Source organism: Legionella sp. km535 (assembly GCF_003990085.1).
In the GTDB taxonomy this organism is placed as follows: Bacteria; Pseudomonadota; Gammaproteobacteria; order Legionellales; family Legionellaceae; genus Legionella; species Legionella moravica.
Genome location: NZ_RZGU01000004.1, coordinates 1 through 24,791 on the forward strand (window position 1 = coordinate 1; position 24,791 = coordinate 24,791).

Genomic DNA, 24,791 nt, shown 5'->3' on the forward strand with positions numbered 1-24,791 from the left:
AAGTATTCTCTTATTTCTATCTGGGGCAGTTGATGATTGAATTTGATAAGCTACAAGAGCTCAATATTGACTATGAAAACTTGCCAACCCTGATGGAGCAGGAGTTGGCTAGAAAATGGTAGCTTCTTATTGTTCAAAATATATCAGGGGATCACTCAGTGCGCGGGCAAGACAGGTTTTTTATGATGTACAGAGGTCATGTGTTTATAAACCAGATTTTTGTAATAAACCGTTATTTTGCCAAGACCATTTTTGCCAAGACCATTTTTGCCAAGACCATTTTTGCCAAGACCATTTTTGCCAAGACCATTTTTGCCAAGACCATTTTTGCCAAGACAAATAACGATAACCAGCGACACACCGTATTTTATACGGATAACATGGCTAACTACTTCCGGTACAATATTGATTCAATTAGTCAAATTTAAAGGTGCCGTTTATGTACTCCAGCTCGGAACTACAGATAAAGTTATCAGCCAGTCATTTATTAGAAATGATTAAAACTAAATTCCAGGATTATAGGACGGAATACCTAAATCAAAAAAAAAATGAACACAGAATAGGCCCGCCAATAACCTGGCCCACACATCCTGTTGCCCATATTGAGTTTTGTAAAACAATATATCTGGAAACAAAAAAAATTTTTGATGTTCATCAAAATGACTTATCTCCTGCAGATAAAATGGTTGTTTTGAAGGATTATATGCAACTGTGGAAAGATGTAGACGGTTACCTGGATATTAAACACACGGAATTTTCCGTGCAATATAAAGATGCTAGATTTTTTAAGTATGCAATTTCTTACAATCCCCAAGTTCCAATGTGTGCTGGATTTAATTTGAAAAATATTGCTTTTAGAAATTTTCGTAATAACGGCATCATTTTTCCATCAGTTAATTTTACGAATGCTGATTTTAGTCATACTAAGTTGTGTGACATTAGTTTTTATGACTGTAATTTTATTGGCAGTAATGCAGAAAAAACAAACCTGCTTCAATGTAAATTTGAAAAATGTAATCTTGAGGGGGTTGATTTATTAAATGCTTATCTGTGGGAAACAGTATTTAGAGAATGTATTATGTATAAAACCCAATATAATAAAAAAGCTGATAGTTTAAATATAATTATCTCTAAATGTTTTAAAGATAACCTTTTAAGCGCGAGTTGTGACGGAAAACTCAACGAGGCAGTGCGATTAGTAGAAACGTTCCCAGATTTAATACATTCAAAAACTGATGCAGGAAATACTCCCTTGCATTTAGCAGCAATGACGGGACAAGTTGAAGTAATTGAATTTTTATTAAAAAATGGAGCAAGAATAGATACAGTCAATCATGCTGGGTCGAACCCATTTCATAAATTTTTGCAGTTTCTTGATCCCTATTTAACAGAAACTTTTGAACGAATCGTAAACCTTTTCATAGAAGCTGGACTTGATCTAAATAAAACTTCTCATGTTTCTAAAAGTTACTTAGGCCAGTTGGCATCCTCTGGAGACTTGGAAGCCTGTAAAATTCTTGTAGCAAAAGGTGCTGATTTTAATATCCAGGATCAGTTTGGCTTTACTCCTTTGCATTACGCTTCTTGTGGAGATAAAAATGATTATTTTGAAAAGGAGCAAGAAGAGGTCGCTAAATGGCTTGTTAGTATCGGTGCCGATAAAAATATTAAAGCCAATAATGGTAAAAGGGCTCTAGACTTTGCTGAGGAATTTGAACATAGAAGCATTGTTGATTTATTAAGACCTAATCCCCCCTATCCATTCTTCTTGCACTATCTAAAAGTAAAACCCAAACAACTTACCCCCGAAAAAGTGGCTAATGCTTTATGGTTATCCGATAAAGATGCTAAAACTACCCAAGTATCTAAATCAGAATTTCGATTATGGGCTAGTAAACAAGAGCTGCACTTTAATCCAGACGATGTAGAACACTGTCTATCATCCTATGTGATGAAAAAATAGTTATAAATAGATTATGGGCTGTTGACAATTCAAGTTTCGACGTCCTGCGACTTGTTGGCGGGATCTAATTCAATCTTTATAGGCGCAATATATTCTTGTTTTGCGCAAGATCTCTCGATTCCGCGAACAAGTCGCGGAAAGTGGGCTTGAAAATAATGTAATGTCAACAGACCTAAATTACTGTCATTATTTTTTGCACTCATACACAATGCTGGAGTCATCTTTATCCGGTTCAGCGGATCGATTAAATGCTTTTATCATTTTAATTTCTTTAAAACCCGCTTCTTTCAGCAGATCCATTAAAATTGCGGGATCGTCATAGATTCGAACATTAAAACGCTCAATTTCAGTTTGAATGATCTGCCCTTTTTCAACAAGCTCATATTTATCAATTGAATAACAAACTTTGTTTTCAAAGGTTGTGAGCCGATTGACCAATATTAAATTACCATCTGGCTTGTCACAAGCAACACCTCGCCAAACTCCAAGTTGCTCCGGGACTATTTTAGATGTTTCTGCTTCAAACAATAAAATTCCCTCAGGATTCAAATGATCATAAAAAAGCTTCAACGATTTTTTTATTGTATCTAAATGAATCAGGTGCCCAAATGAACCACTGGGAATAAAAATCAGATTATATCTTTGGGTGCTACTTAAATCTTCAGCAAAACCTTGCCATACATCGGGCTTTAGATGCTGCAATTGAGCTTTAGCATGTAAGGCAGCCAACATGTGCTCACTGGCATCAAAACCTGAAATTTCAAAATGTTCTTTAAGTAGAGGCAATAAAAATCGCCCGGATCCACACATCGGTTCTAAAGCAACTCCACCTGCATTGGCGACGTAAGAACGATAAAATGCATAAGCGTCCTCGGGTGGTTGAGGTCTGATTAAATCATAAAACTGTGTGCATAAATTAAGGTAACTATCTAAATTTTTTTCCATGATGACCTTATACTAAGGAACAAATCTTTGCAAAATCCAGGATTCATGAATACAGGTTGCTTTTAATGAGTCCGATATTCGATGTTCATTTAATTGATAAAATTTTATTTCTTTTGGAACAATGGTATAACCAACATATTCTCGAGGCCTTTCCGGGAGAGTTTTTTTATATTTCTCCCTTAAAATAACCAACTCTTCGTCTAGTTCATGTTGTTGTTTTATCGTCTGGCCTGATTTGGTGCCATAAACTAAAAATCGTAATCTTCTCTCTTGATCATAAGTTTCCCAATTTTTTACGTTTTCAATTTCGTCCAGAGGATTTATTCTGCCTGAAACAGTAATTTGTCTTTGTGTATTGGGTAACATAAAAGTAAAAGAAACATTGGGATTGACGGAAATATGCCTTACTTTAGCGCTACCCAACTGAGTAAAAAAAATTAAACCCTGTTCGTTTATTTCACGGATAGCCACTGTACGGCTTTTGGGAAATCCCTGTTCATCTACAGTACTGAGAACTCCCATCTTAAAGGGTAGTGATTCCGCTTCTACCCAAGCATTAATTAAGCGTACCAACCACCAGTAATCAACATGTTCAGGTAACTCTTCGAGAAGCCAGTCTCTGTCGGTTAATTTCATTTCTATAGGCACATTTTGTAATCGGATGACGAAGATTATACTACTACTTTAACAATCAGAATATTATTCTGTCTATCAATCGATTGATTTCTACTATAATCTGTAACGCCTCAATTAAAAGTTGAATTTGATAATCTTTATAGTTACTTATAAAAGAACAGGAGAGTAAAAATGTCTGATGAAATAAATCCGTTATTTACAGCTAAGGCAACTGCCGTTGGCGGACGAAATGGTCGAAGTGAAGCGAGTGATGGCTCAGTGGCAGTTAATCTTTCTGTGCCAAAAGAGTTAGGCGGTCAAGGCAAACCAGGAACGACTACACCAGAACATCTGTTTGCAGCGGGTTATGCTGCCTGTTTTGGCGGTGCACTTGATTATGTAGCCAAACAACACAAAAAAAATGCGACTGAAGCTAAAATTAACTGCGCTGTTTCAATTGGACCTCGGAAAAAAGGTGGCTTTGGAATTTCTGTTCACATGCTTATTGAAGATAAGAGTTTAAAAAAGGAAGAGTTGGCAGAATTGGTAAAAGAAGCGCACGAGCAGGTTTGCCCCTACTCCCATGCTACCCGTGGTAACGTTGATGTAGTATTTGACGTAATTGGTTCTTGAATGCACTGATTGTAGAATTCGTTGGGTCAGTGACCCAACGAGCTACTGTTAGAAATGGAGTCACACTTACTGTCTGATGCACTTTTGATTGTTATAAGGACGGATGTATTCAACAACCTTAAGTTCATTTGGTAAATTTGATTCATCATAAAACAAATCTTGGTCTTTATTATTCCCTGATTCTTTTATAAAGACTTTACCCTCTTTTCCTGCCCCGCACAGAGTTTTATAAGCTACAAGTCGATGACACACCGAGGATAATCCATGCTTGAGTTCATTGATATAATCATCTGAAGATCCCATATTGCATGAATACAGTTCAATTTGTTTGAGTTCTTTATCTGCAAGCTCTAGATCCTCTGTTATCCATTCAATATAGGAATCTGCATCAAGCCCGGCAATTAGATGTTCATTCAGACAACCCTGGGCAATGATCAGGAGCGAATCTCCGGTTGAAACATGATCCAGGAATTGAGTTATCGATTCAGGATCATCCAGGAAAACAAGCTCACAAGGATATCCATAACGATCTTGTGTAGTAATGATTTTTTCTTGAGTTTGTTCATCTGGGGCATAGATAAAACGCTGTTTTTGTTTTGTTTGTAGTCTTAGTAAATAGCTGATTTCAGTATTGGAATTCAGTTCATGAGCAGATTCCTTTGGCTTATAATCTGAATCGGAGTACCGTTCAATAATTACAGTCTTACTTGATTGACAGTTTTTGGCCTCAGAGTTACTAAATAATGAATGTACACCTGACAGCCTGTCTTTTTTTTCATTTGACATGACTCTATTTTAAACCTTTAAGTACAAAATTGGCCCATTATAACACAAATTAAGTCGATCAGAACCAATGATAGACTTTATATATACAACGCTTAACCTGTAAATTGTTTATAGCTGCTCCCTTCTCCCTCGAGGGCTACCCTGTGGATAGATTTCTGTATAAAAAAATCAACAAACCATGAAATAGTAAATCATTTTTTGAATTCCTTCTCAAAATATTCTAAAGTGAATCATTGAGTTAATTAAATAACAATGAACTGTTCAGGAACAATAATATTATGACAACCTATATGTTCCCAGGCCAAGGATCACAGGTAATCGGAATGGGACGCGAATTATTTAATGAATACAATTCCTATGTTGAGCAAGCAAACAGCATTCTAGGATACGATATTGCCGCCTTATGCCTGACAGATGAAAATCAATTACTCAACCAGACACAATATACTCAACCCGCCCTCTTTGTTGTGAATGCCCTCTCCTATTTTAAAAAACTACAAGAACAACCTGAAAAGCCTGAGTATGTGATGGGGCATAGTCTGGGTGAATATAATGCACTTCTCGCTGCGGAGGTGTTCGATTTTGCAACTGGTTTAAAATTAGTGCAAAAACGAGGAGAACTCATGAGTGCAGCACTGGGTGGTGGTATGGCTGCAATTATTGGCTTAAAAGCAGAGCTAATAGATGCTGTACTCCAAGACCATCAACTCAATACCTTGAGTATTGCGAATTATAACTGCTATACCCAAATAGTTATTTCCGGACCAGCGAAGGATATTTTGTCGGCGCAACACTATTTTGTCACAGCTGGAGCCATGGCGTATATTCCTTTAAAGGTTAGCGGAGCCTTTCATTCACCCTATATGAGCAAGGCGCAAGAAGTATTTTCAGAATTTATTAAACAATTTACCTTTTTACCACCACGAATTTCAGTCATCTCAAATGTTACTGCCAAACCTATGATGGTGAGTGATATTCCATCAAGTATTGAAAAGCAAATTACCCACCCGGTTAACTGGTCACAAAGCATTGAATATTTGCTAGATCAAGGAGAAACCGATTTTATAGAAATTGGCCCCAGAAAAGTACTGACAAACCTTGTACAAAATATTAAAACGGGCATGTAACATTTAAGTTCGTTTTATCCAGAAAATCACTTATGGTGGTAAACACAAGAAATAACGTCCTCATTCACATCGTCAATACTTCCATCGCTATGATAATAATGACCCTTAATCAACAACTGGCTGCCCATTAGAGTCATAGTGACTTTGCTAAAAAATACATTTAAAGAACGTGCCTGATTCACAAAGAAATCGGTATTAATAAAAATTAACGCAGAATAATCATTACTCCAGCGGACTGTAGTTGTGTTTAGCTTTGTCTCATTTGAATTAGAAGAAGAGCTCGACTTGATTTCACCCAACTCATACTGTTCCTCCATAAAACCATAGGAAATCCTGAATTGAGTCCCATCATGCTTGATCGTGATGTCTACCGCAGGGTTATTATCACACTCTCCCTCCCAGATTCCAGAGAAATTAAGTTGCTGAGCTTGAGGTTTAGCAATAGTGTCTGAAAGCGATTTTTGAATTTTATAGGATTGGTGATGCCATGGTAACGCAGATACATTATTAATCAGACACATCAGCGTTAAAGCAGTAAATAAGAATCGAATCATTTGAACATCCTTGTATCACTACAGAATAAGATAAAGTACATATTGAATAACAGTTTAACTTAAAACCATGGAATAAAAAACTTCTGCAAGGGAGGGCTAAAGCAGAATCGCCTTGAATTTGAGCAAAAAAAAAGCCTGATTGAAAAATCAGGCTTTTTGCAATGAGTGTATCACATACTAAGTCTTGTATCGGATTCGACATCAATGTCTTCATTTACTGCATCTTCTGCCTTCACGTCTACCTCATCCTTAAGCGTTACAGCTGCGTCTGGCGTAACAGGAGTTGTAGATGGGCTTGCACTTTCTTTAAAGAAGCTAAAGAGGCTCTTCATTACGTTAGTCATTATTCCTTGCAAGAAAGAAGTAATGGGTGTTAGCAAGAAGTTAACAAACGCAGCACCCAACTCTTTTTCTATTGCTGGTTTCGCTCTATTAATTGCATCAGCACTTTGTTGTTTAAAAGCATCAACAGACAGTTTTTTTGCTTGAAAACAGGCATCACCTAAATCAGACAGCTTGTCATGCAACAGATTAGCAAGAGTGAATCCTAATTGTTCGGAAGCAGATAAGTCACCCTTTTGTAAGTTCGTATCTATCTTTTCTTTATAGCCCGCCAATAAATTTCTAAATTTCTTTCCTATAGTACCGAGAGTACTGTCTAAAGACTCCGTACCTTCGACTATAACTGATTCCAGTTTTTCCGCAGCGCTTTGGCCTAGTTGAGCACCTAAGGATGCAACACCTTCTGTAACATGCCCTTTTATTTCATTGATTGTTGTATCAAATGCTGCCATTGCAACCTCCTTTATAACGCGTTTTTTAGTTTGACTGACTAATTCACTTGCAGCAGAACCTGCTTTACCCAATAAATCTTGAATTGTTTCAACAACACCTGATGGCTCATTAACTGCTATAGGTTCTTGGGGGTTAGTACTCGGTACATCAGGCTTAATTTTATCCATGACCATTCCTACAGTAGTCCGGCCTATAGATCGCCCCACTGCTTGAGATGCACTATTCAATATTCTTGATGCTGTATTACTTACAGCGGAAGTTACGGCACTAATCGAATTGGTTACTCCTGAATAAAGACTTGAAAGTATTGACATGATTTCTCCGCTTTGTTTAAGTTCAAGCCAATAGTAACGTCAGATGCTTAACAATTTATTAACTGTTCTTAACAATACAGTAACATTACTGATAATTTACGCTGGGCTGTATTATTTTTATACATTGGCGGTTTTGAGTGTTTTATTTCGGAGTGCTGAATTTCATATAGGTATGTTATGAAGAGTAACTCACATTCACATTGTCTATGCTTCATTATTATTTATTAATTGTTCCTATGGATACTACTTGTACACACACATCAATAAGAATATGATCTCAATCCAATGAATATCCAATTTAAGCTTTAAATAATGAACCATTTGTTCGCTTTCATTTTAGCAATCATCAGTCTCAGTAGTACTGCCAATACACTAACAAAAAAAGACTACACTTCGTTACTAAAAGAATACAATGCCTGTTTTATACTCTACAGTGTTAACGAATCCAGGATAATCAGCGAGTATAATCCTGATAATTATTGTAATGAACGAATTTCACCAGACTCCTCTTTTAAAATTCCCTTGTCGCTAATGGCATTCAACCAGGGCATTATTAATCAAAATACTACCTTTAAATGGGATGGAATTAAACGAGATTTGCCTGACTGGAATCAAAATTTAAGCCCACATACCTGGCTTAAATTTTCTTCTGTTTGGGTGTCTCAACTGCTTACCCCACAATTAGGTTATGCCCGTATAAAACATTATCTTGCTGGCTTTGATTATGGCAACCAGGATTTTACTGGTGATCCTGGAACGAATAACGGATTGACCTTTGCCTGGTTGGGAAGCAGTCTGAAAATATCCGGCTTTGAACAGCTGAAATTCCTGAACAGCATGCTGAATAATGAGTTGCCAATCAATAGCGAAGCTGTAAATCAAACCAAGAACAATATGTACTTGGGAACTTTGGATAATGGCGCAGAATATTATGGAAAAACAGGTTCGGGTCGGCATGGCAGAAACGAGCGCTTATCCAATCCAAGCAAACTGAGAGATGGCTGGTTTGTTGGATTCATTAAACAGGGTAATCAACAGTACATTTTTGTCAGTAATCTGACTGATAAAGTGCCCGCATCAACCGATAAATCCTATGGCTCGGTCGCTTTATTGCCTGCTGGTAGCCAGGTTTTAAAACCAATAACCTTGAAGTTACTTAATACCTATTTTTCTAAATAATCAAGGTCGGCCAAGCTTAAAGCCATAAATACCATTATCAAATGAATGCATCTACATAAATTGCTTTGTGATTTTCTTGCGCTTCAATATCCGCAGTTTCTTCATTTCTCACAGCGTATTGCTCGAATCCTTTGAGATGAAAGGTCTTGCCAAAAAATGACACTGTATTTTTAAAAATGCTGTCCCCTGGTTTTCTGTTAACCTGATAATGAATAACAGGAACACCAATGGCTGAGACTAACATCAAGGCAACAATTAAATAAAAATAGTGCTGGTACCATTTCTCGCCACTTTCATCGACGAGCAAACCTAACAAGACGGGTAACATGATTCCACCTAGCGCACCAACTGTTCCAAATAATCCAAACATGGTAGAAGGACTCACTTTATTAAGTTTACCATCGTTGGGGGTAGACCATGAAGGTGAGGAAGCAATGCTCAATGGTGTAGTTAAATTAATTCCAAAGCCGGCATTATTAATAGCCAAACAGGTATAAAGCCCCCATCGTGGCAAATTACCTACAGCTAATGAGGTCGAACCAATAATAGCCATGGCACACCCAAGTAAATGTACCTTTACACCTCCGGATTTATTATCCCAATATAAAATCATTTTCGAGGCAACAGGTCGTGCAAGAATAGTAATCAGATTTGCCAAAGATGAGGTCACTACAGCTTCATCAGGTGTTAAACCAAAACCGTTAGCCAAAAGCCTTGGCAAAACAGATCTGGATACAAAAAAACTTCCCAGCGAGCCAAATAACGTAATCCCTAAAAGCAGAGACCGTCGGTCAAATAATACAGAGAAGTTTTCTTTCAACATGTCCAGGATTGAGACATCATTATAATTAGTTGTAAGAAAATCTTCTAACTGCCCGGATTCAATGGCTAATTGTTTTGCTTTCTCATGCGGAAATTGAGTGCTGAACTGATGATAAGGAGATGGATTTCCGAATGCCCACTCAATCAATCCTCCTGCAAGGATTAAACTGGAGTATATTGACAATGGAATATAATAACCGAATTGGCTTAAAAAATAAGACGCTATGGGTGTAGTTACAGCAGCTGAATCAACTAAAAACGAATACAGCAATTGTAAATTGGGAACATCACTTTTTTTAGGAACCCATTTTAAGGTATCGATCATCAGTAAATTGACACCAGCTCCATGCCCAATTAAAAAACCGGATGAAAGCATGATTCCATAGCGCCAATCAAAACTGTTAACCAAGGTAATGTCCGTACACGAAACTAAAACCGTCAGACCAGTCAAACCCATCAAAGAAAGTGCCATTAATGCTAACCCTTCCCTTTTGCCTCCGGTTTTGTTGACGCGCCATGTCATCGGGATATAAGTCAATAGATTAGAGATAATCGGTGAGACAATAAATAAACCAGCCAAAGCCTGGTTGAGTTCTTTCATCCCCATAAGAGGAATGACCATAGTGGATGAAGCACACCGAGTGGAATAAGAAGCTAAAACATCAATAACATAAGATCGTTTAAATGATCCCTCTAACTGAACTACAACACTATTGTCCGGAGTACTGTGTGTATCAACAGGATCATGAGCCACAACAGCAGGGTTAATGTCTGTATTGGCTGCTTCTTCAGTGATGCAATTATTTACTGTCCCTTCTGTTTCATTCGCAATATTTGAACTGTGTTCTGTCTTTATCATGCAATTAACACTTATACCGATTCAGTTACATCCTGTAATGCCATACTCAATGGCACTGCATCCTTGTATTTGAGCTCAAACCAATCATTTCATAGTGTCTCTCACTCCGTATTAAAAACGTGTTACCAGCTTAGGCATTAAGTTATTTTTTCTTTTTTTTTGATATATGAATTACTTTTTTAACCACGGCAATCACATCACCATCAGAATTTTTAACCTCTATAGTGAACTCTGGCTCAATTTTATGATGACGTTCAATTTCCTCTTTAAACAGTTCAATTTGTTCACTGCTTAATTCAAACTTGGCAAAAACAGTTCCTCTTGCCGGAATTTTATAACGTATAGAAGCCGATTTATCCCATACAATATAATTTTTTCCTAACAAATTCATCAGCATTAGCATATAAAATGGATCAGTCATCGAATATAAGGAACCGCCATAGTGGGTACCGACGTAATTTTTATTCCAAAATCGCATTTTCATTTGTACTTCGATGGAACTTAGATCCTTGTTAAAACGTTTAACGCTAATACCAGCACCCCAAAATGGAGGCCAGAAACGCATTAATTTAAAAATAGTTGAAAGTTTCATAAGATAATCCCAAAGCGAGCATTGATTTGATGTAACTAATTTATAACCCCCTACAGCTTCTAGCAAATTGATGCACAGCGCAAATCATATGAGACAATGTCTTTAAGAGATTGTGTGATTTGAGCTGATTTGGTTTGAGAAAATAAACCCAACCGGCCATTTAAATAATAATTTATACCGAAAGCTATGAGATAACCAACACCCAGCAGTGCACAAACCATAGCTATTTCTGCCAATATCCATTGAAGGTCCCGATGAACCTTCAGCATATTTTTTGAGTTCTGAATATCTGAGAGGCATTTTTTTTTATACCGTAACATTACTGATGGATTGAGATGTTTCTCAAGATAATGAGTATTTCGAGTCACTGTTGTTTTCAAATGGTGCATCACATCTGCTGCAGCAATAAACCCTCTGTTACGTAAATCCGCCTCTTTATGTTTCATAATATTCAGCTGTTTTTTTATGAGGATGATTTGGGGATTGGCTCTTAGTTTAAATTCATTTAGAAAGGATGGATTAACGTATTGCGGATCCTCCATTTTATAATGCTCTGTACTAATTTGTGACAATAGAGAAATTACCTCATCAATTGATGGCCTTTCTTGAGGTTGTTGCATCAACATTCGGTTTAGGCTCCCCTTAATTAACTGCTGATCTGCCTCATCAAGATACAACTGAATTTCAGGAAGTGAGAATAAGTGCTCATTAGTAGATTTGGTTTTTATAAAGTCATAATTTTTTGAACGGTTGATGTAATAATTCTGATGCGGATCACCCCACAAATAGCTTAATACCCTGCCTGCTGAATAAATATCGGACTTGGGTGTATAAACCGGTCTACTCTCAAAAGATTCGGGAGAGCGATACGCTCGTGTACCAAGCCTACGAAAATCTTGATGTTCCTGAACCATCGCAAAACCATAATCAATCAAGATGACCCTGGGAGGATCCTGACTGAAATCGATCATTATGTTTCCAGGTTTTATATCTCTATGAACCAATTGTCGTTCAGTGACCTGAGATTTGATAGCATTTAAGATTGCCAAGGTTAATTCAAGACGTTTTTGCACGGTCAGGCTGGGTATTTTATCGATAATATGGGTGCGCTTTTGGGGGTTTAAAACCTGCTCAAGGGTATATCCTTTAGCCTGCTCAATGACCAAATAACTTAGTTTACCTTGGGCCTGTTCAGAAAACACAGGCTTCTTGACACGCAAATGCGCGGCCTGAGCCAGTCTATCGTATTCATTAAAAACTGATCGCGTTTTCTCATTATCAAGATCCTCCTGGATTTTAACCACTTTTGGCCTTCCAGTTTTAGCGAGTATTCGCCCGTCTTCAATACGGATAAAAGTAGCAATAATAGGATAAACTACCGCATAACCGCCTTTACCTAGAGGCATCTTATTTGTGTCAAATACAGATAATTTATAACCGGATTTACCTTCTTTACGCTGACTCTTAATGAACGACTGAGTAAAATTAAAGTGATATTGAGTATTATTGTAAATGTACTCATAACTCCGCTTGTTGTGCCACATTCCATCCGTAGTACTGCTTTGTAAAAAGGAATTCAGAGCCAATTCATGATCGCTAGTTCCTGCACTCCATTTATAAATTTGTACTGGTTCAACAGTAACTTGCATTGTTGGGATCATAATCGGGATTAAAGATTAATAAGACCACGATTTTTTTTATAATACAATAGCACCGCATAATTGTTAAATAATTTGAACTCATCGACAAATTCTCATTCAATATTTCATTAATTTATAGTATAAAATGAATTTTTTACATCAAGGAGAGAGTTGTGGGTAAACTGAATGCGGGTGGAATGGCTGCACTTGAAACAGAACGAGCAAAACGAAATGATGAATTAAGATCCTTAGTTTCAAGCCCTTTTGATTCAGGAAATTTAGAACAGCTGAATGCATTGAAAAAATACATCAATGATTTTGAATACAGTGTCAATCAAATGTATGTATACCAAGCCTTAAGCAATGGTCTCAAAGCATGGGGAGGATCGTTTATTGTCGCACGATTTTTACCCATCCCTGATTTTATTAATCCAATCCTGTCGGCATGTCTCTATTTTGGTGTTGCCGGGTTTATACTTGAGCGATTCAGTATCTCTGATTTTTATAATCAATTAAACGAGATGAAGCAGTTATACAACTGGTGTTTAAAAGGTGGGAATACTCATTATGATGAACGCATTGATAATACTCAGGGTCTTTTAAATCCTGATATTCAACGGATGATACAGTTAATGGCACCTTTATGTACGACTGAATTTATGATGGCCTGGCCCAATGAAGCAGAACGAGCAGAAGAACCAACAGGTTATATTTCCAATGCCATTTCAATCGGTTATTCGTTCATGTCATCACCTTTCTCTCTTTTCTCAAAATCCCCACTACCAAGTGGTGACCAAAGAATAAAGTTGCATGATTTAAAGATAAGCGTCGAAACTCGAAAATTAGATCTCAATGCCTATACTGGATTTAAACAAGCCATCGATTATTTCATGACAACACTGACGAATACCGATTACAAAGCATTGTTATGGTCAAAATGGGATGATCTTAAGAAGCTAGCACCGACTCCTGTCGCTGCACTGCTCTCTTCTCCGAAAATGGATTAATTATAAGACCAACTGATCTGCGCTGTAGATCAGTTGGTGTGGTTATGAATTATTTTATTTAGAAAGGCTGTATATAATGACATGTATTTTTAGCGATCGGATGCTTCTTGATCAAGAATATAAGCGCTTGTTTTTGGAGAAATTATCATCCAAGGCTAAATTAAAGGAGTGTTTATCTGCTCGCTATGATAAAAAAGAAATTACCGATGCTGAATTAAATGGTCTATTGCTCAATAATCATAAAAAAATCTATGATTTTATCGGCAAAAGTAATAAAAATCGAGTTCGTCATTTTTTCGGATCAGTAACACAAATTGATTTACGAGATTCACAAGTACGATTGATAGACAGAGTAATTCTTGACAGCATCCATTTTGAAGTAATTAATAGGCTCTTACTTAGGTTCATTGATGAATACAGTAAAAATCAAACAGACATTGATAAAGAATGGGATCAAGAAATTCAAAGCTGCGAGGAACGTGATAACCTGCCGATAATGCTTATTATTCAAAATGGGATAAAAGCAAATAAGCACAGAGTATTTAATGATCTGGTTTTCCCCAAAAAGAAAGCAGCCGCACTTTTTCACTTGAAAGGACAAAACATCACGCCTAATGAACACCTTTTCATTAATTGGCTACCTCCCTCTAAATCTCATTCTCGCATGAACGGGTCTCAATTATTGTATGCAGGCATTGCGTTAATTTTAACCGTGTTATCTGCCTTTTTTATTTATATGATTTCATCAAATCTGGCAGGTTCTGCAAGTTCAGCATTTAGTGCGTCAGCTGTTGCAACTTTGAACCCAATTGGTTTTGCAAGCGGACTGCTTGTTGCACTCATCTTAAGTGGAATAATAAGTAATGCCTGTTCTAATTCGAAAACAAGATTAATTAATCCCTCTTTAAGCATTCAAAAACATCAGTCAGATCTAGAGTCCACAGAATATATGTTTAGCAAATTGTCTAAGAAAGAACATATTGCTAAATCAGATATAGAGCCTCCAACAACAGGTGTTCGAACATTATTCGCAAATGACGATACCACAAATAATCAACCGCTAACAACAGATAATGCTGATTTAAATGGACATAGTAAGGGTTTTAATCAGAATCGATGATCCACCGAATTATTTAAGGTGCAAGTATTCACGCTTGACCGTTCATTGTGTGTTGAAAAAAAGCCCGGTTTTTTTGAAGAATCTCTACTTTCGGTATTAAATACATCAATTGTAGAGGATTGATTATTAGAGGATAAAACACCGCAATAGGCGCTTTTTATATCCTTCATTGCATCAAAATCCTCAGCTTTGTTTTTAACACTGACAAGATAGTCCCAATCAAAATCAATCATATCAAGATCAGTAAAGGTTTTTTCAACCTCTGCAACCGCCTTGACCATGATGTATTTATTACCAGAATAAGTCCCCATTGATTCGGATTGTAGAGATGGCACTACAACTGGCGCACCGGTAATTTTGCAATATTTCGCAGCCATCACTAAAGTTTGATGAGCCAGCTCGTCCATTAGATCAGAGTCTAATTTGCCAAGTAAAGTATCAAACACAGATTTAAGGTGTTCCGCAATAAAATCGTAATTAGAAAAGCAACGAATTAAATCTGCACTATGAACCAATTTAAATATTTGCTTGAATAGTTTTATTTTCGTCCGACTTTCTTCCGTTATGTACTGGTGTTGATATGAGTATATTGGATTAGGGCTTTTATAATCAAAACAGATCGTAATCGCATCGACTAATACTGGATCGTATCCTAACTTTAAGGCTATTTGTCTAAAAATTTCAGCCGAACGTGGACTATAACTCCTATCACCCGACCATCCCAATTCATTGGTTCTTCCTGAGCGATATAAAAACAAAGCCAACTCGAGGCAGTTTTTCTCTTCAAGTGAGAGAGATAAAAGAGCATTAAAACTATCTGAATCCAGAGTACCTTTGAACATAAACTGCATCAATTTTAGTACGCTATTAAATAATTGAACCAAACGGATACTGTGTGTAGTTCCATGATTTGAACGAAATGCATATAGATTGCGCCTAAAATCATATTCCAGGGGCATGTCTACGTAAGGAACCTCTATAATGTCTTCAGACAAACATCGAAATAATCGATATTTAAGCCCTTGTGGATTAGGTAAGCGCCAATAATCTATAAAATGCTCCAGTTTTCTATGCGTAACCAGAATCCTGTGTTGAAACTCTACCGAATACTTTAACTCAACCGGGAGTTTGATCAGTTCTCGATCTTCCCCGACGATCAATAGTTTTTTAAGCGTCTTAAATTCGCCCTTTGTTAACTCAAGATGAAGGCCCACGCCAACTTGTAAATGCTCAAACCACTCTAGAGCGGGATGTTTGATGTCTTTAAGAAATTGAGTAATACTTTGGCTCAACTTCTCAAGATCCGTGGCTTTTATATGCTTTTGAAATGCATTGTCTATTTTAAAAGCATATATATTAGGATCAACGTATTCAAATTTGAACAAATGCATTCAATTTCCTTTTCCACTGTCTCATCGTTAACGACAGTACATTGGCCTTACTCTGAAGTGCTCGATTCGAGTCAATTGACTAATCCATAGTATGCGTGTGTACTGCAGACTTTTTGCTCCACAAAGGGTTTATGAAGCATTCTTCAACTCGCCTTATGATATCTGCTCATTTTATGACAGGAATAAAGTACAAACACCAAAGAGATTTTGGCAAAATTAAAGTAAGCATATTGTATCAAAATTGAACCAATACGTCTACCACGGATGTCCCATTAAAAATATGACGTCTTTCCGAGCGTAGCGAGGAATCTCCTGCAGGATTGCACGATCCATTAAAATGCGGCCATTAAAATCATATCAAGAGTTGAGTCTCCCCAACCAGCCTTTTTCTACAGAAGCGGTGCTCAATTCTGCCATGTCCTTTATCGATTTTCTCATAAAAATCGGTGATTTTAGAGTTATTCGTTTTTGCCACTTCAGTCTCTAAAAACAAGCGAATATCATGATGTAGTATGCTGTGATTAGCTTTTAATGCGAGAACATAATCAGCAAATTCCTTGGAAAAAACAAAGAGTTTAAAAGGTAATGATAATTAATACATGAATTCAGATTGTGCCAATTTGCAGGAGATTCCTCGCTACGCTCGGAAAGACGTCATATTTTTAATGGGACAGCCGTGTACGTCTACAGATATATGCAACTAAGCACATTAGTTAGTGGAGAGCTTCAAAAACAACTCACTACCCTTCTCAGAAAATAAAAAGCACTCGTCCTCATCGAATTTAGAAACAGCCTCCTTTTTTTCCACAAACTTGCTCAGGTCTCGATCTACTTTGACGAATGGAATAAAGAATTTTGAACTATGCCGAATTTCATCTGCCACCTTTTTTTCAACAATGCCCTTAGTTGGTCCTTTAACGGCCATAACAGACAAATCATCCACTGTTTTTTCAAATTCTTCGCGGAGATGAGCCGCTAAATTGAGGTAATTTTTATAGACTAATTGTTCAGCTATTTCAGGAGTTAATAATTTAGGAACAAACAAACGTACCTGTAATGTATGCTGATTTCGCACTCCTCTACCTGGTGTTTTTAACTGTACCAAAGTCTCGAGAGCGCTGGGATTCTCCGGGTCTACTATCCCGTTTTGTTTTGAAATGTACGCGATTTCATCAACCAAATGATGAGGAATTAAATATTGATAAAGAACGCCCTGCTTTCCAAAGCGTTCATCTGTAACCAGTTTTTGGAATTTCGCGTAGAGCTCATTTCGTTCTAATTCGTATCCAAATAATAACCCCATTTGATCCAGAATATTATTGATTAAACATTTGAAATCAAGTCGAGTAACTGATGAATTATTATAAAAATAATCTACTGTGGATTCATCAGAAGCATAATCGGCATTTTGCCACAAGCTGGGATTACACGATAATATATGCCATAAATTATATTCGCTATTATCAAGTGCCTGATCTTGAGACATTATTTGTTTCATGCGCTCAAAGCTTTCACATACTTTGCCTATAGGCTTTGATTTAATACCACGTATCCAGGCTATAGATTTTGATCCATCATTAAGCTCTGCCAATTTACGACAGAACAAATCCAATGCATAGCTGGCTTTAGTTGTAGAGTGATAAACACTGACATGTGTGTCCAGGTATTGCCGTTCTACATCTATACACTGTTCCGTCGGGATTAGATCAATACTTTTTCGATTCCAGCCCTCAACGTACGCAGTATCCTGGCCATGTTTATTATGCGCTTTAAGTAAAAATCCACCTGAATTTATATCCGGTTGAGTATGATGCTCATGCTCAATCCATAATTGTGTTGGAGATTTAAATCCAGGATTGCATTCCGGCCTTACTCCAATAAGACGATAAAGCACTGTTTTGGGAAAATTAGCTGATTCTACAGCTAGTTTTCGGTTTCCATTATTTCTTAATTCAGTAAATTGTGCCCCGGTAACTGGGGCTCCTGTCCGGTTGCAAAGAGTTACTGCATAGGAAAGAAATTGATCCGAAATGCTACTAATATTGAAATGTAGGGCAAGTAATTTTTTTAGCTCCTCTTCAATCGGTTTTTTTATCTCCTCATAGTTCTCAAAACAACGAACCAAATCACTTTCATGACTTAACTTTAATAATTTAGTGAATAAATGTACCTTTTCTTTAGTTTCTTGAATACTTTGATTAGTGAGCTGAGGGAGTACAGAATGTTCCGCATGATAATCAAAACACAGTGCCAGAACATCAACTAATGCTGAGTTAAACTCTAAATCCAGTGCAATTTGCCTGAACACAGCAGCAGAACGCGGGCCATAAGTAAGGTCACTCTGCCAACCTCGTTCATTGGTTCTACCCGACCGGAATAAAAATGCCGCTAGCTCGAGGCACGCGACCTCTTCGGCAGTTAACGATTGGGCAATATAACTGCTTTCTTTATTTCCATATAATCGAATACAGGTAAGATAATTTGAAGTCAGGAGCATTTGCCTGATGGCATGAGTCGTACCATGATTCGGATGATATGCTATAAGTGCGTGATGTTGTAAAAAGTCATTAGGCTCATCTATATAAGGATTTTCAATAATGTCCCTGGATAATAGTTCATAAAGTGCAAACTTTAATCCATTGGCAGATTCCCAGTAGCGTTGAAAGTCCTCCAAACTTCTGTAGGAAAAAGATACAGGAAGATTCGGTTCTACAGGCGAAGTTTGTAATTCCAAAGGCAGCTTGACTGTTTTTTTGTAACTGCTGGCCAAGAGTAACTCATAAAACTCCTGTTCAAGTGTTTCTTTATCAAATTGAAATTCATGATATTGATCAGCGGACAAATCCAGTGCACTTAACTGATGGTCACAAAGCCATATGTTCAGATCTGAAGTAAAGGCGGGTAGATCGGAATTTTTAATGTATTTTACAAACTTATCATTAACAATCAGTTTATAACATAGAGAGTCATCTTTACTTAAGAGTAGTTTAATCATACTAATTATTTAACATTCGGTTTAATATATGGGCAGTGCTGGTCAGTATATCAAACGAATATTAAGTAATTCTTAACGGCTATTATTAAGTAAAATTTGAGCGGTAAAACTGCTTCGTAAATAAAACCCTCGAGGTAAAGTCTTTACTTTATTGCCATTCGCATCATAACAATAACATAATGACTTACCGTGTGCTGCTTTAGGCCTAACTTGCAAATAATTACCGACGGTTGCGTTGAGGTGCTCCAGATGTCCAGAACTGATTTGCCAGGTTAAATAATCCCAATCTGATGACAGCACGTCTTCTTCTTGTTCACTTGGAGACCATAAAAATCCATTCCCTATACGTCTGTGTTCAAAAGGAGCATCTTTGTCACCCTCAATCGGTATCCATAACACCCGCTTTAACTTGGCATAACATTGTGAAGTCCTCCAGTTCTGATGATGAATCGTCAACAGTGGAATGGACGTAACAAAGGTTGATTCTGCCGGCCTTCCGGATTTTGCAATCGGCAGTGTTTTGAGTTCAATTCCCAATTCTTGGAAATCAGGCTCTGATTTATTCTTGGCATCCGTACCCAGGACATGTTCCAAGGCCATGCCAACCCATCCTTTTCTATGAACGGGATTTGAAGGGATCGCTATTTTTACTTCCATACTTAACTGAGCAAAACTTAATCCTTGCAGACGGTTGCTTCGTGTGAGTAATTCGTTCTCAGTCGTTGGGGGATTGATTTTTGGAGTAAAAATCTGCATGTCCTTCTTTAAATTCTACAGTTATAGGTTCAATAGGCGGTTTTATCCCCGCTGCTTTAAATTGCGCGGTAATAGCAAACAAAACTTTGGAGCGTATTTCAACGCGATTATGAGCCTGAACATTGATAAAATATCGTGCTTCAAATTCGATTAATGCTGTATCAATTTTTTTCAAGAACACCTGAGCGGGAGGATCACCCACTATCTCAGGAATAATAGCCAGAACGTCTAGAATCAACTGTTGAATCATCACCGGATCATCTGCTCTGCTCACTTTAATTGGGATGACTGTTCTTACAATGCCATCCTGATGTGTCAAGTTTGTAAAGGGCTTATTGAATGTTTCCGCGTTAGGTATCAACACTTGCGTGTTATCCCAGGATGATACCCGCATTGAGCGGATGCCTATGTGTGCAACCTGGCCTTCGTACTCACCGATGGTAATCAAATCACCTTCCCTGACAGGGCGCTCAATAAGCAACATAATGCCACCCACAATGTTTGAGGCGAAATCTCGTAATCCAAACCCCATCCCAACTGCCAAGCCCCCTAAAATCATGGACATGCCACTGAAATCAAGACCCAGAACATGCAAGGTGATAAAACTACCCAACAAAATGACCGCGTATTGAGTAAAAACAGATAAGCTATTTCTTATCCCTACGTCTTTGGCGTTTTTAAAAAGCCAGCGATAGCAAAACTCCCGCGTCCACTTTGCCGCCCATACAAATATAGCCAATAGAATAAAAAATTCGATAACACTAAAAACGGTAATATGTATTCCAGTAAAATTGACAATACTGTATTGAGCCAATTTTTCAATGCTAATAATCACCAAAGAATCTGAATGCCATCCAAACAATTGGAATAAAATAAGAACGCTCAGCAAGAATAAAACAATGCGTAGTATGCCATCCAGGGGCTTTAGAAACACCTCAATCCATAACCAGCCATTTTTAAGTGAGGAGATCATCCATTCAGAGAGCAGTTCCAAAGCATCAAATACTAAACCTCTGGCAAGAATATATCCAACAAGCACGGTAAGAATGTACGCTTGATAACGGCTCATAGTCCATGCCAAATTAACAAAGCCTAATAAACCGATTATAGCCGTTGTAAATAAAGTGATTGGAACCAGAATGACTAATAGTGAAATAGCATTTTTCACATATCTTTTTTTACCTTTTAATACAGGCCTTAACAAATAAGGTATAACATCCTTACTTTTCCAGGCAACCAAAGAAACAGCAAGGATAAACAGCATGAATAAACGGTTAAATATATCTTGAAGTAATAAATTCAATGGAAGTATATGGCTGAATACCATCAGTGCAGTAGTCCATCCTCCAAACAGTAATAACCATTTGAGTCGATAATACAATTTTACATCTTTGCCTGAAGAATCAGTAATTCGTTCTAATAAAACCAATCGTGCAATTAAAATAAGCAGTCGAAAGGTAAACCATACAGTAATGAGATTGAATAATAATTGGTAATTGGAGAATGAAATGTTGGTGATATAAAGTACAACCCATACCATGGCAAAGATACAAAGATACGGGATGTTTCTTTGTACCAAAGTCAAAGCACCGTCGTACAGATATCCTGTTAAACGGGATCGTTCTTTATCACTGCTCAGTGTTTTCAAAAATCGGTTTAGGAGATAAAAAATGGCAATTATCAAACCCAGTGTTGTCCATAAAATGACAATCGGCAGAGTGTCCAACCAACTGTAACTATCATATACCTTCATAGTTAAGGTTTTAATGTATTTATAAAATAAATTGGGCATATCAATGAGTTTGTGCAAAATTATTGACCAACTATTCATGTTGTATTCTGCAAGGGGTTGCCGTACTGAAGTCTGTTTTTTAAGTTCATTTTGATACTCATCCAGACTTTTAATCAATTGAATTTTTTGAGTTTCTGCATCTTTAAGTTGTTCTTTTATACTGAGCTGCAAAGAGCTAATTGATTTCTTCAGTTCAGGTTTTATTGACAGGTTAGTCTCGGCGTTAAGCGTTTGTACAATCTGCTGTAAAGCCTTTTCTATGGTTGTGTATTGATTAATGGATTCTCGATAAGTATCAGTGACAAGCTGCAAGGTTTTTGTATCTGAATTATTTAACAAGAGAATTTTTGCTTTAATTACTTGCTTTTGAACCGTTAATCCATCCAGATATTGATGAATTACAGCGATATGCTGATTATTAATAAAAAAACGAGCTTCAAGATCAATCTGTTCATCTGCATTGCTGCCTGGGTGTGAACTACCCTGTTTAAACACATTATTTTGATATAACAAGCCAAGTTCTTTATTCAGTTCTGCTCTTAAGGACTTAATTTGAACTAATTTTTGCTCCAGTTCAAAATTTGATTTCCAAAGTTTTAATTTCTTTATTTCATCATTTAAAACCACTTGAAACTGTTGTGCCAAATCAAGATTTTCATTAATCAACTCTATAGTCTTCTTATTGACAGTCAATAAAGTTTCTACTTTACCCACCCGCTCTTGAACACTGACATCCCCATTTGCAATGGGCAGCTGCTGTAAATATTTTAGACGTTGATTCAAGTATGTTAGTTGCTTGTTCTGGTTTTCAAGAAAACCTTCAAAGGTCTGAATTTTAGCACGGTTCATGGTCAGCAAAGCGCTTGTTTGCTGCATTTTAGCATTGTACTGCTGTTCATCTAACGGTACTGTTTGCTGCTTTGCATCGTTGATGGATATGGTTAAATGGGTTTTTTCCTGAGCTAAATACTCAACAAGAGTCGCGTTTATTTGTTCATCAGGCAGGGTAACGGGATTAGAGGGCGATGCGGTATGTAACTGCCCACTCAGACCAAGGAGCAGTATGAAAAACATAAACGACATACACCACCATCTCTTCGAGTTGGAGGTGTATGTGCCCATTTTATTTTGTCGTATTAGTGGGTGCAAGTCGTATTCCCAATTCATTCAATTGTGCATTACCAGTCGGAGATGGAGCACTGGTTAAAAGACAGGATGCTGTTTGTGTTTTTGGAAAAGCAATGACATCTCTTATGGATGAAGAGTCAGTTAGCAACATGGCTAATCGGTCGATTCCCAAGGCAATTCCACCATGCGGCGGTGCTCCATACTGTAACGCATCCAGCAAGAAGCCAAATTTCTCACGCGCCTCATGCTCATCAATACCGAGCAGATCAAAAACAGTCTGTTGCAATTGAGGCTGATGGATACGAATAGATCCGCCACCAATTTCATAGCCATTAATTACGATATCATAAGCCTTGGCTAGAGTGTTGGTTGGATTGGCTCGTAGTGCTTCAGGTGATAAATCCTGTGGAGATGTAAAGGGATGATGCATGGATTGTAAACGATTGTTCTGATGGTCCATCTCAAACATAGGCCAATCGACCACCCACAAGAGTTTCCAGTCATTGCTTAACAGATTACGATCATGACCGATTTTCACTCGCAAAGCGCCCATTGATTCATTAACAATGTGCGTTTTATCAGCACCAAAGAAAATGACATCACCGGTATGAGCTTCAACTCGTTTAAGAATTGAAACCACTGCGTCGTCGGAAAGGAACTTTAAGATGGGTGATTGAAGCCCAGCCATACCATCATCCAGATTGTTTACTTTAATGTAAGCAAGACCTTTGGCTCCATATATTCCTACAAATTGTCCATAACCATCCAGATCCTTACGGCTGAGATCACATCCATTAGGAAGTTTTAAGGCAACAACACGTCCATCACTGGAATTTGCAGCAGATGAAAATACATTAAAATCACAATCTTTAACCAAGTCAGCAACATCAACCAATTCGAGGGGATTTCGCAGATCAGGTTTATCACTACCAAACCGTCTCATGGCCTCAGCGTATGACATTCTGGGTAGTTTTTCTGGTATTTCGATATTCAGAGTATTCTTAAAGACAACTTTTAAGAGCCCTTCAATCAGTTTCAAAATATCTTCTTCATCGATAAAGGCCATCTCAATATCAAGCTGGGTAAATTCAGGTTGTCGATCAGCACGTAAATCTTCATCCCGAAAGCAACGAACGATTTGATAATATTTATCAAAGCCTGACATCATCAATAATTGTTTGAATAATTGGGGCGATTGAGGCAATGCATAAAACTGTCCAGGATGAACACGTGATGGCACCAGATAATCTCGAGCACCCTCTGGAGTCGCTTTAGTGAGCATGGGTGTTTCTATGTCAAGAAAATCCTGCTGATTCAGATAGTTACGTATGCAACTGGTTAATTTATGCCGTAACATGAGCTTATTCTGCATTGAAGTACGGCGTAAATCGATATAGCGATATTTATATCGTAAATCTTCGTTAACAATTTGGTGATCATCGGGCAAAAATGGGGGAGTTGGTGACTGATTCAGGATTTCCAGTCGAGTACCGACTACCTCAACCCGGCCAGTAGCCATTTTATCATTTATCATCCCTTCTGGTCGATTACGAACGATTCCAGTAATACGAACAACAAATTCAGATCGTAATTTTTCAGCAACAGCAAATGTATCCTGATTCTCCGGTTCATAAACCACCTGGAGCAAGCCGGAACGATCACGAACATCCAGAAAAACAACACCACCATGATCACGTCTATGATGTACCCACCCACATACAGTGACTTCTTGGTTTAAACAGGATTCATTCACAGATGAACAGTAGTGTGTACGCATA

20 protein-coding genes are annotated in these 24,791 nt (G+C 37.5%); 7 read left to right on the plus strand and 13 right to left on the minus strand.

Annotated elements, in window-relative coordinates:
- Window positions 1-182: 182 nt before the first annotated feature.
- The gene (locus ELY21_RS15700; protein ID WP_199741626.1) at window positions 183-428 is read left to right on the plus strand and encodes a hypothetical protein; all 246 of its coding nucleotides are present in this window, start codon (window positions 183-185) and stop codon (window positions 426-428) included.
- Between the two features lie 11 nt (window positions 429-439).
- Window positions 440-1,963, plus strand: coding sequence for an ankyrin repeat domain-containing protein (locus tag ELY21_RS03230; RefSeq protein WP_127106833.1), 1,524 nt, complete (start codon window positions 440-442; stop codon window positions 1,961-1,963).
- Between the two features lie 186 nt (window positions 1,964-2,149).
- On the opposite strand, the gene ELY21_RS03235 is transcribed toward ELY21_RS03230, so the two are convergent.
- Window positions 2,150-2,908 (minus strand): bifunctional 2-polyprenyl-6-hydroxyphenol methylase/3-demethylubiquinol 3-O-methyltransferase UbiG, encoded by a 759-nt coding sequence (locus tag ELY21_RS03235; RefSeq protein WP_199741627.1) that lies wholly within the window; start codon window positions 2,906-2,908, stop codon window positions 2,150-2,152.
- Window positions 2,909-2,920: 12 nt separating this feature from the next.
- A complete protein-coding gene (locus ELY21_RS03240) occupies window positions 2,921-3,544 on the minus strand; it encodes a pyridoxamine 5'-phosphate oxidase family protein (RefSeq protein ID WP_127106837.1) in 624 nt (207 codons plus the stop codon).
- Window positions 3,545-3,715: 171 nt separating this feature from the next.
- On the opposite strand from ELY21_RS03240, the gene ELY21_RS03245 reads away from it, so the two are divergent.
- The gene (locus tag ELY21_RS03245; protein WP_127106839.1) at window positions 3,716-4,156 is read left to right on the plus strand and encodes an organic hydroperoxide resistance protein; all 441 of its coding nucleotides are present in this window, start codon (window positions 3,716-3,718) and stop codon (window positions 4,154-4,156) included.
- 66 nt (window positions 4,157-4,222) lie between these two features.
- On the opposite strand, the gene ELY21_RS03250 is transcribed toward ELY21_RS03245, so the two are convergent.
- Complete coding sequence (locus tag ELY21_RS03250) at window positions 4,223-4,942, minus strand: hypothetical protein (protein ID WP_127106841.1); 720 nt, start codon at window positions 4,940-4,942, stop codon at window positions 4,223-4,225.
- 278 nt (window positions 4,943-5,220) lie between these two features.
- Here ELY21_RS03250 and fabD point away from each other — a divergent pair, with 278 nt between their 5' ends.
- Entirely contained in the window at window positions 5,221-6,069 is an 849-nt protein-coding gene (gene fabD / locus ELY21_RS03255) for an ACP S-malonyltransferase (RefSeq protein WP_127106843.1), read from the plus strand.
- Between the two features lie 26 nt (window positions 6,070-6,095).
- On the opposite strand, the gene ELY21_RS03260 is transcribed toward fabD, so the two are convergent.
- Both ELY21_RS03260 and ELY21_RS03265 read right to left on the minus strand, forming a co-directional pair.
- Window positions 6,096-6,623 (minus strand): hypothetical protein, encoded by a 528-nt coding sequence (locus ELY21_RS03260; RefSeq protein WP_127106845.1) that lies wholly within the window; start codon window positions 6,621-6,623, stop codon window positions 6,096-6,098.
- A 170-nt stretch (window positions 6,624-6,793) separates the two neighbouring features.
- Window positions 6,794-7,732, minus strand: a complete 939-nt coding sequence (locus tag ELY21_RS03265) for a hypothetical protein (protein WP_127106847.1) — start codon at window positions 7,730-7,732, stop codon at window positions 6,794-6,796.
- Between the two features lie 312 nt (window positions 7,733-8,044).
- Between ELY21_RS03265 and ELY21_RS03270 the strand changes: the two genes are divergently transcribed.
- The gene (locus ELY21_RS03270; protein WP_127106849.1) at window positions 8,045-8,911 is read left to right on the plus strand and encodes a penicillin-binding transpeptidase domain-containing protein; all 867 of its coding nucleotides are present in this window, start codon (window positions 8,045-8,047) and stop codon (window positions 8,909-8,911) included.
- A gap of 37 nt (window positions 8,912-8,948) precedes the next feature.
- Here the strand turns inward: ELY21_RS03270 and ELY21_RS03275 are convergent, their stop codons facing one another.
- The 3 genes from ELY21_RS03275 to legK1 all read right to left on the minus strand — a co-directional run bounded on the left by ELY21_RS03275 (window position 8,949) and on the right by legK1 (window position 12,833).
- Complete coding sequence (locus ELY21_RS03275) at window positions 8,949-10,592, minus strand: nitrate/nitrite transporter (protein ID WP_127106851.1); 1,644 nt, start codon at window positions 10,590-10,592, stop codon at window positions 8,949-8,951.
- A 142-nt stretch (window positions 10,593-10,734) separates the two neighbouring features.
- Window positions 10,735-11,184 (minus strand): DUF4442 domain-containing protein, encoded by a 450-nt coding sequence (locus ELY21_RS03280; RefSeq protein WP_127106853.1) that lies wholly within the window; start codon window positions 11,182-11,184, stop codon window positions 10,735-10,737.
- A gap of 59 nt (window positions 11,185-11,243) precedes the next feature.
- The gene (gene legK1 / locus ELY21_RS03285) at window positions 11,244-12,833 is read right to left on the minus strand and encodes a Dot/Icm T4SS effector kinase LegK1 (RefSeq protein ID WP_158618504.1); all 1,590 of its coding nucleotides are present in this window, start codon (window positions 12,831-12,833) and stop codon (window positions 11,244-11,246) included.
- A 164-nt stretch (window positions 12,834-12,997) separates the two neighbouring features.
- Here legK1 and ELY21_RS03290 point away from each other — a divergent pair, with 164 nt between their 5' ends.
- Window positions 12,998-13,831: a hypothetical protein gene (locus ELY21_RS03290; RefSeq protein ID WP_127106857.1), complete on the plus strand. Its 834-nt coding sequence runs from the start codon at window positions 12,998-13,000 to the stop codon at window positions 13,829-13,831.
- Between the two features lie 76 nt (window positions 13,832-13,907).
- Entirely contained in the window at window positions 13,908-14,951 is a 1,044-nt protein-coding gene (locus ELY21_RS03295) for a hypothetical protein (RefSeq protein ID WP_127106859.1), read from the plus strand.
- On the opposite strand, the gene ELY21_RS03300 is transcribed toward ELY21_RS03295, so the two are convergent.
- The 5 genes from ELY21_RS03300 to aspS all read right to left on the minus strand — a co-directional run bounded on the left by ELY21_RS03300 (window position 14,939) and on the right by aspS (window position 24,790).
- Complete coding sequence (locus tag ELY21_RS03300; protein WP_127106861.1) at window positions 14,939-16,342, minus strand: SidE phosphodiesterase domain-containing protein; 1,404 nt, start codon at window positions 16,340-16,342, stop codon at window positions 14,939-14,941. The genes ELY21_RS03295 and ELY21_RS03300 overlap by 13 nt on opposite strands.
- A 709-nt stretch (window positions 16,343-17,051) precedes the next feature.
- Window positions 17,052-19,337 carry a SidE phosphodiesterase domain-containing protein gene (locus tag ELY21_RS03305; RefSeq protein ID WP_127106863.1) on the minus strand — a complete coding sequence of 762 codons (2,286 nt, stop codon included), beginning with the start codon at window positions 19,335-19,337 and terminating at the stop codon, window positions 17,052-17,054.
- A gap of 72 nt (window positions 19,338-19,409) precedes the next feature.
- Complete coding sequence (gene mutH / locus ELY21_RS03310) at window positions 19,410-20,093, minus strand: DNA mismatch repair endonuclease MutH (protein ID WP_127106865.1); 684 nt, start codon at window positions 20,091-20,093, stop codon at window positions 19,410-19,412.
- Entirely contained in the window at window positions 20,053-23,034 is a 2,982-nt protein-coding gene (locus ELY21_RS03315; protein WP_233588651.1) for a mechanosensitive ion channel domain-containing protein, read from the minus strand. The genes mutH and ELY21_RS03315 overlap by 41 nt, the downstream gene beginning before the upstream one ends.
- Window positions 23,009-24,790, minus strand: coding sequence for an aspartate--tRNA ligase (gene aspS / locus ELY21_RS03320; RefSeq protein ID WP_127106869.1), 1,782 nt, complete (start codon window positions 24,788-24,790; stop codon window positions 23,009-23,011). Before aspS ends, ELY21_RS03315 begins: the two co-directional genes overlap by 26 nt.
- Between the last annotated feature and the right edge of the window lies 1 nt (window position 24,791).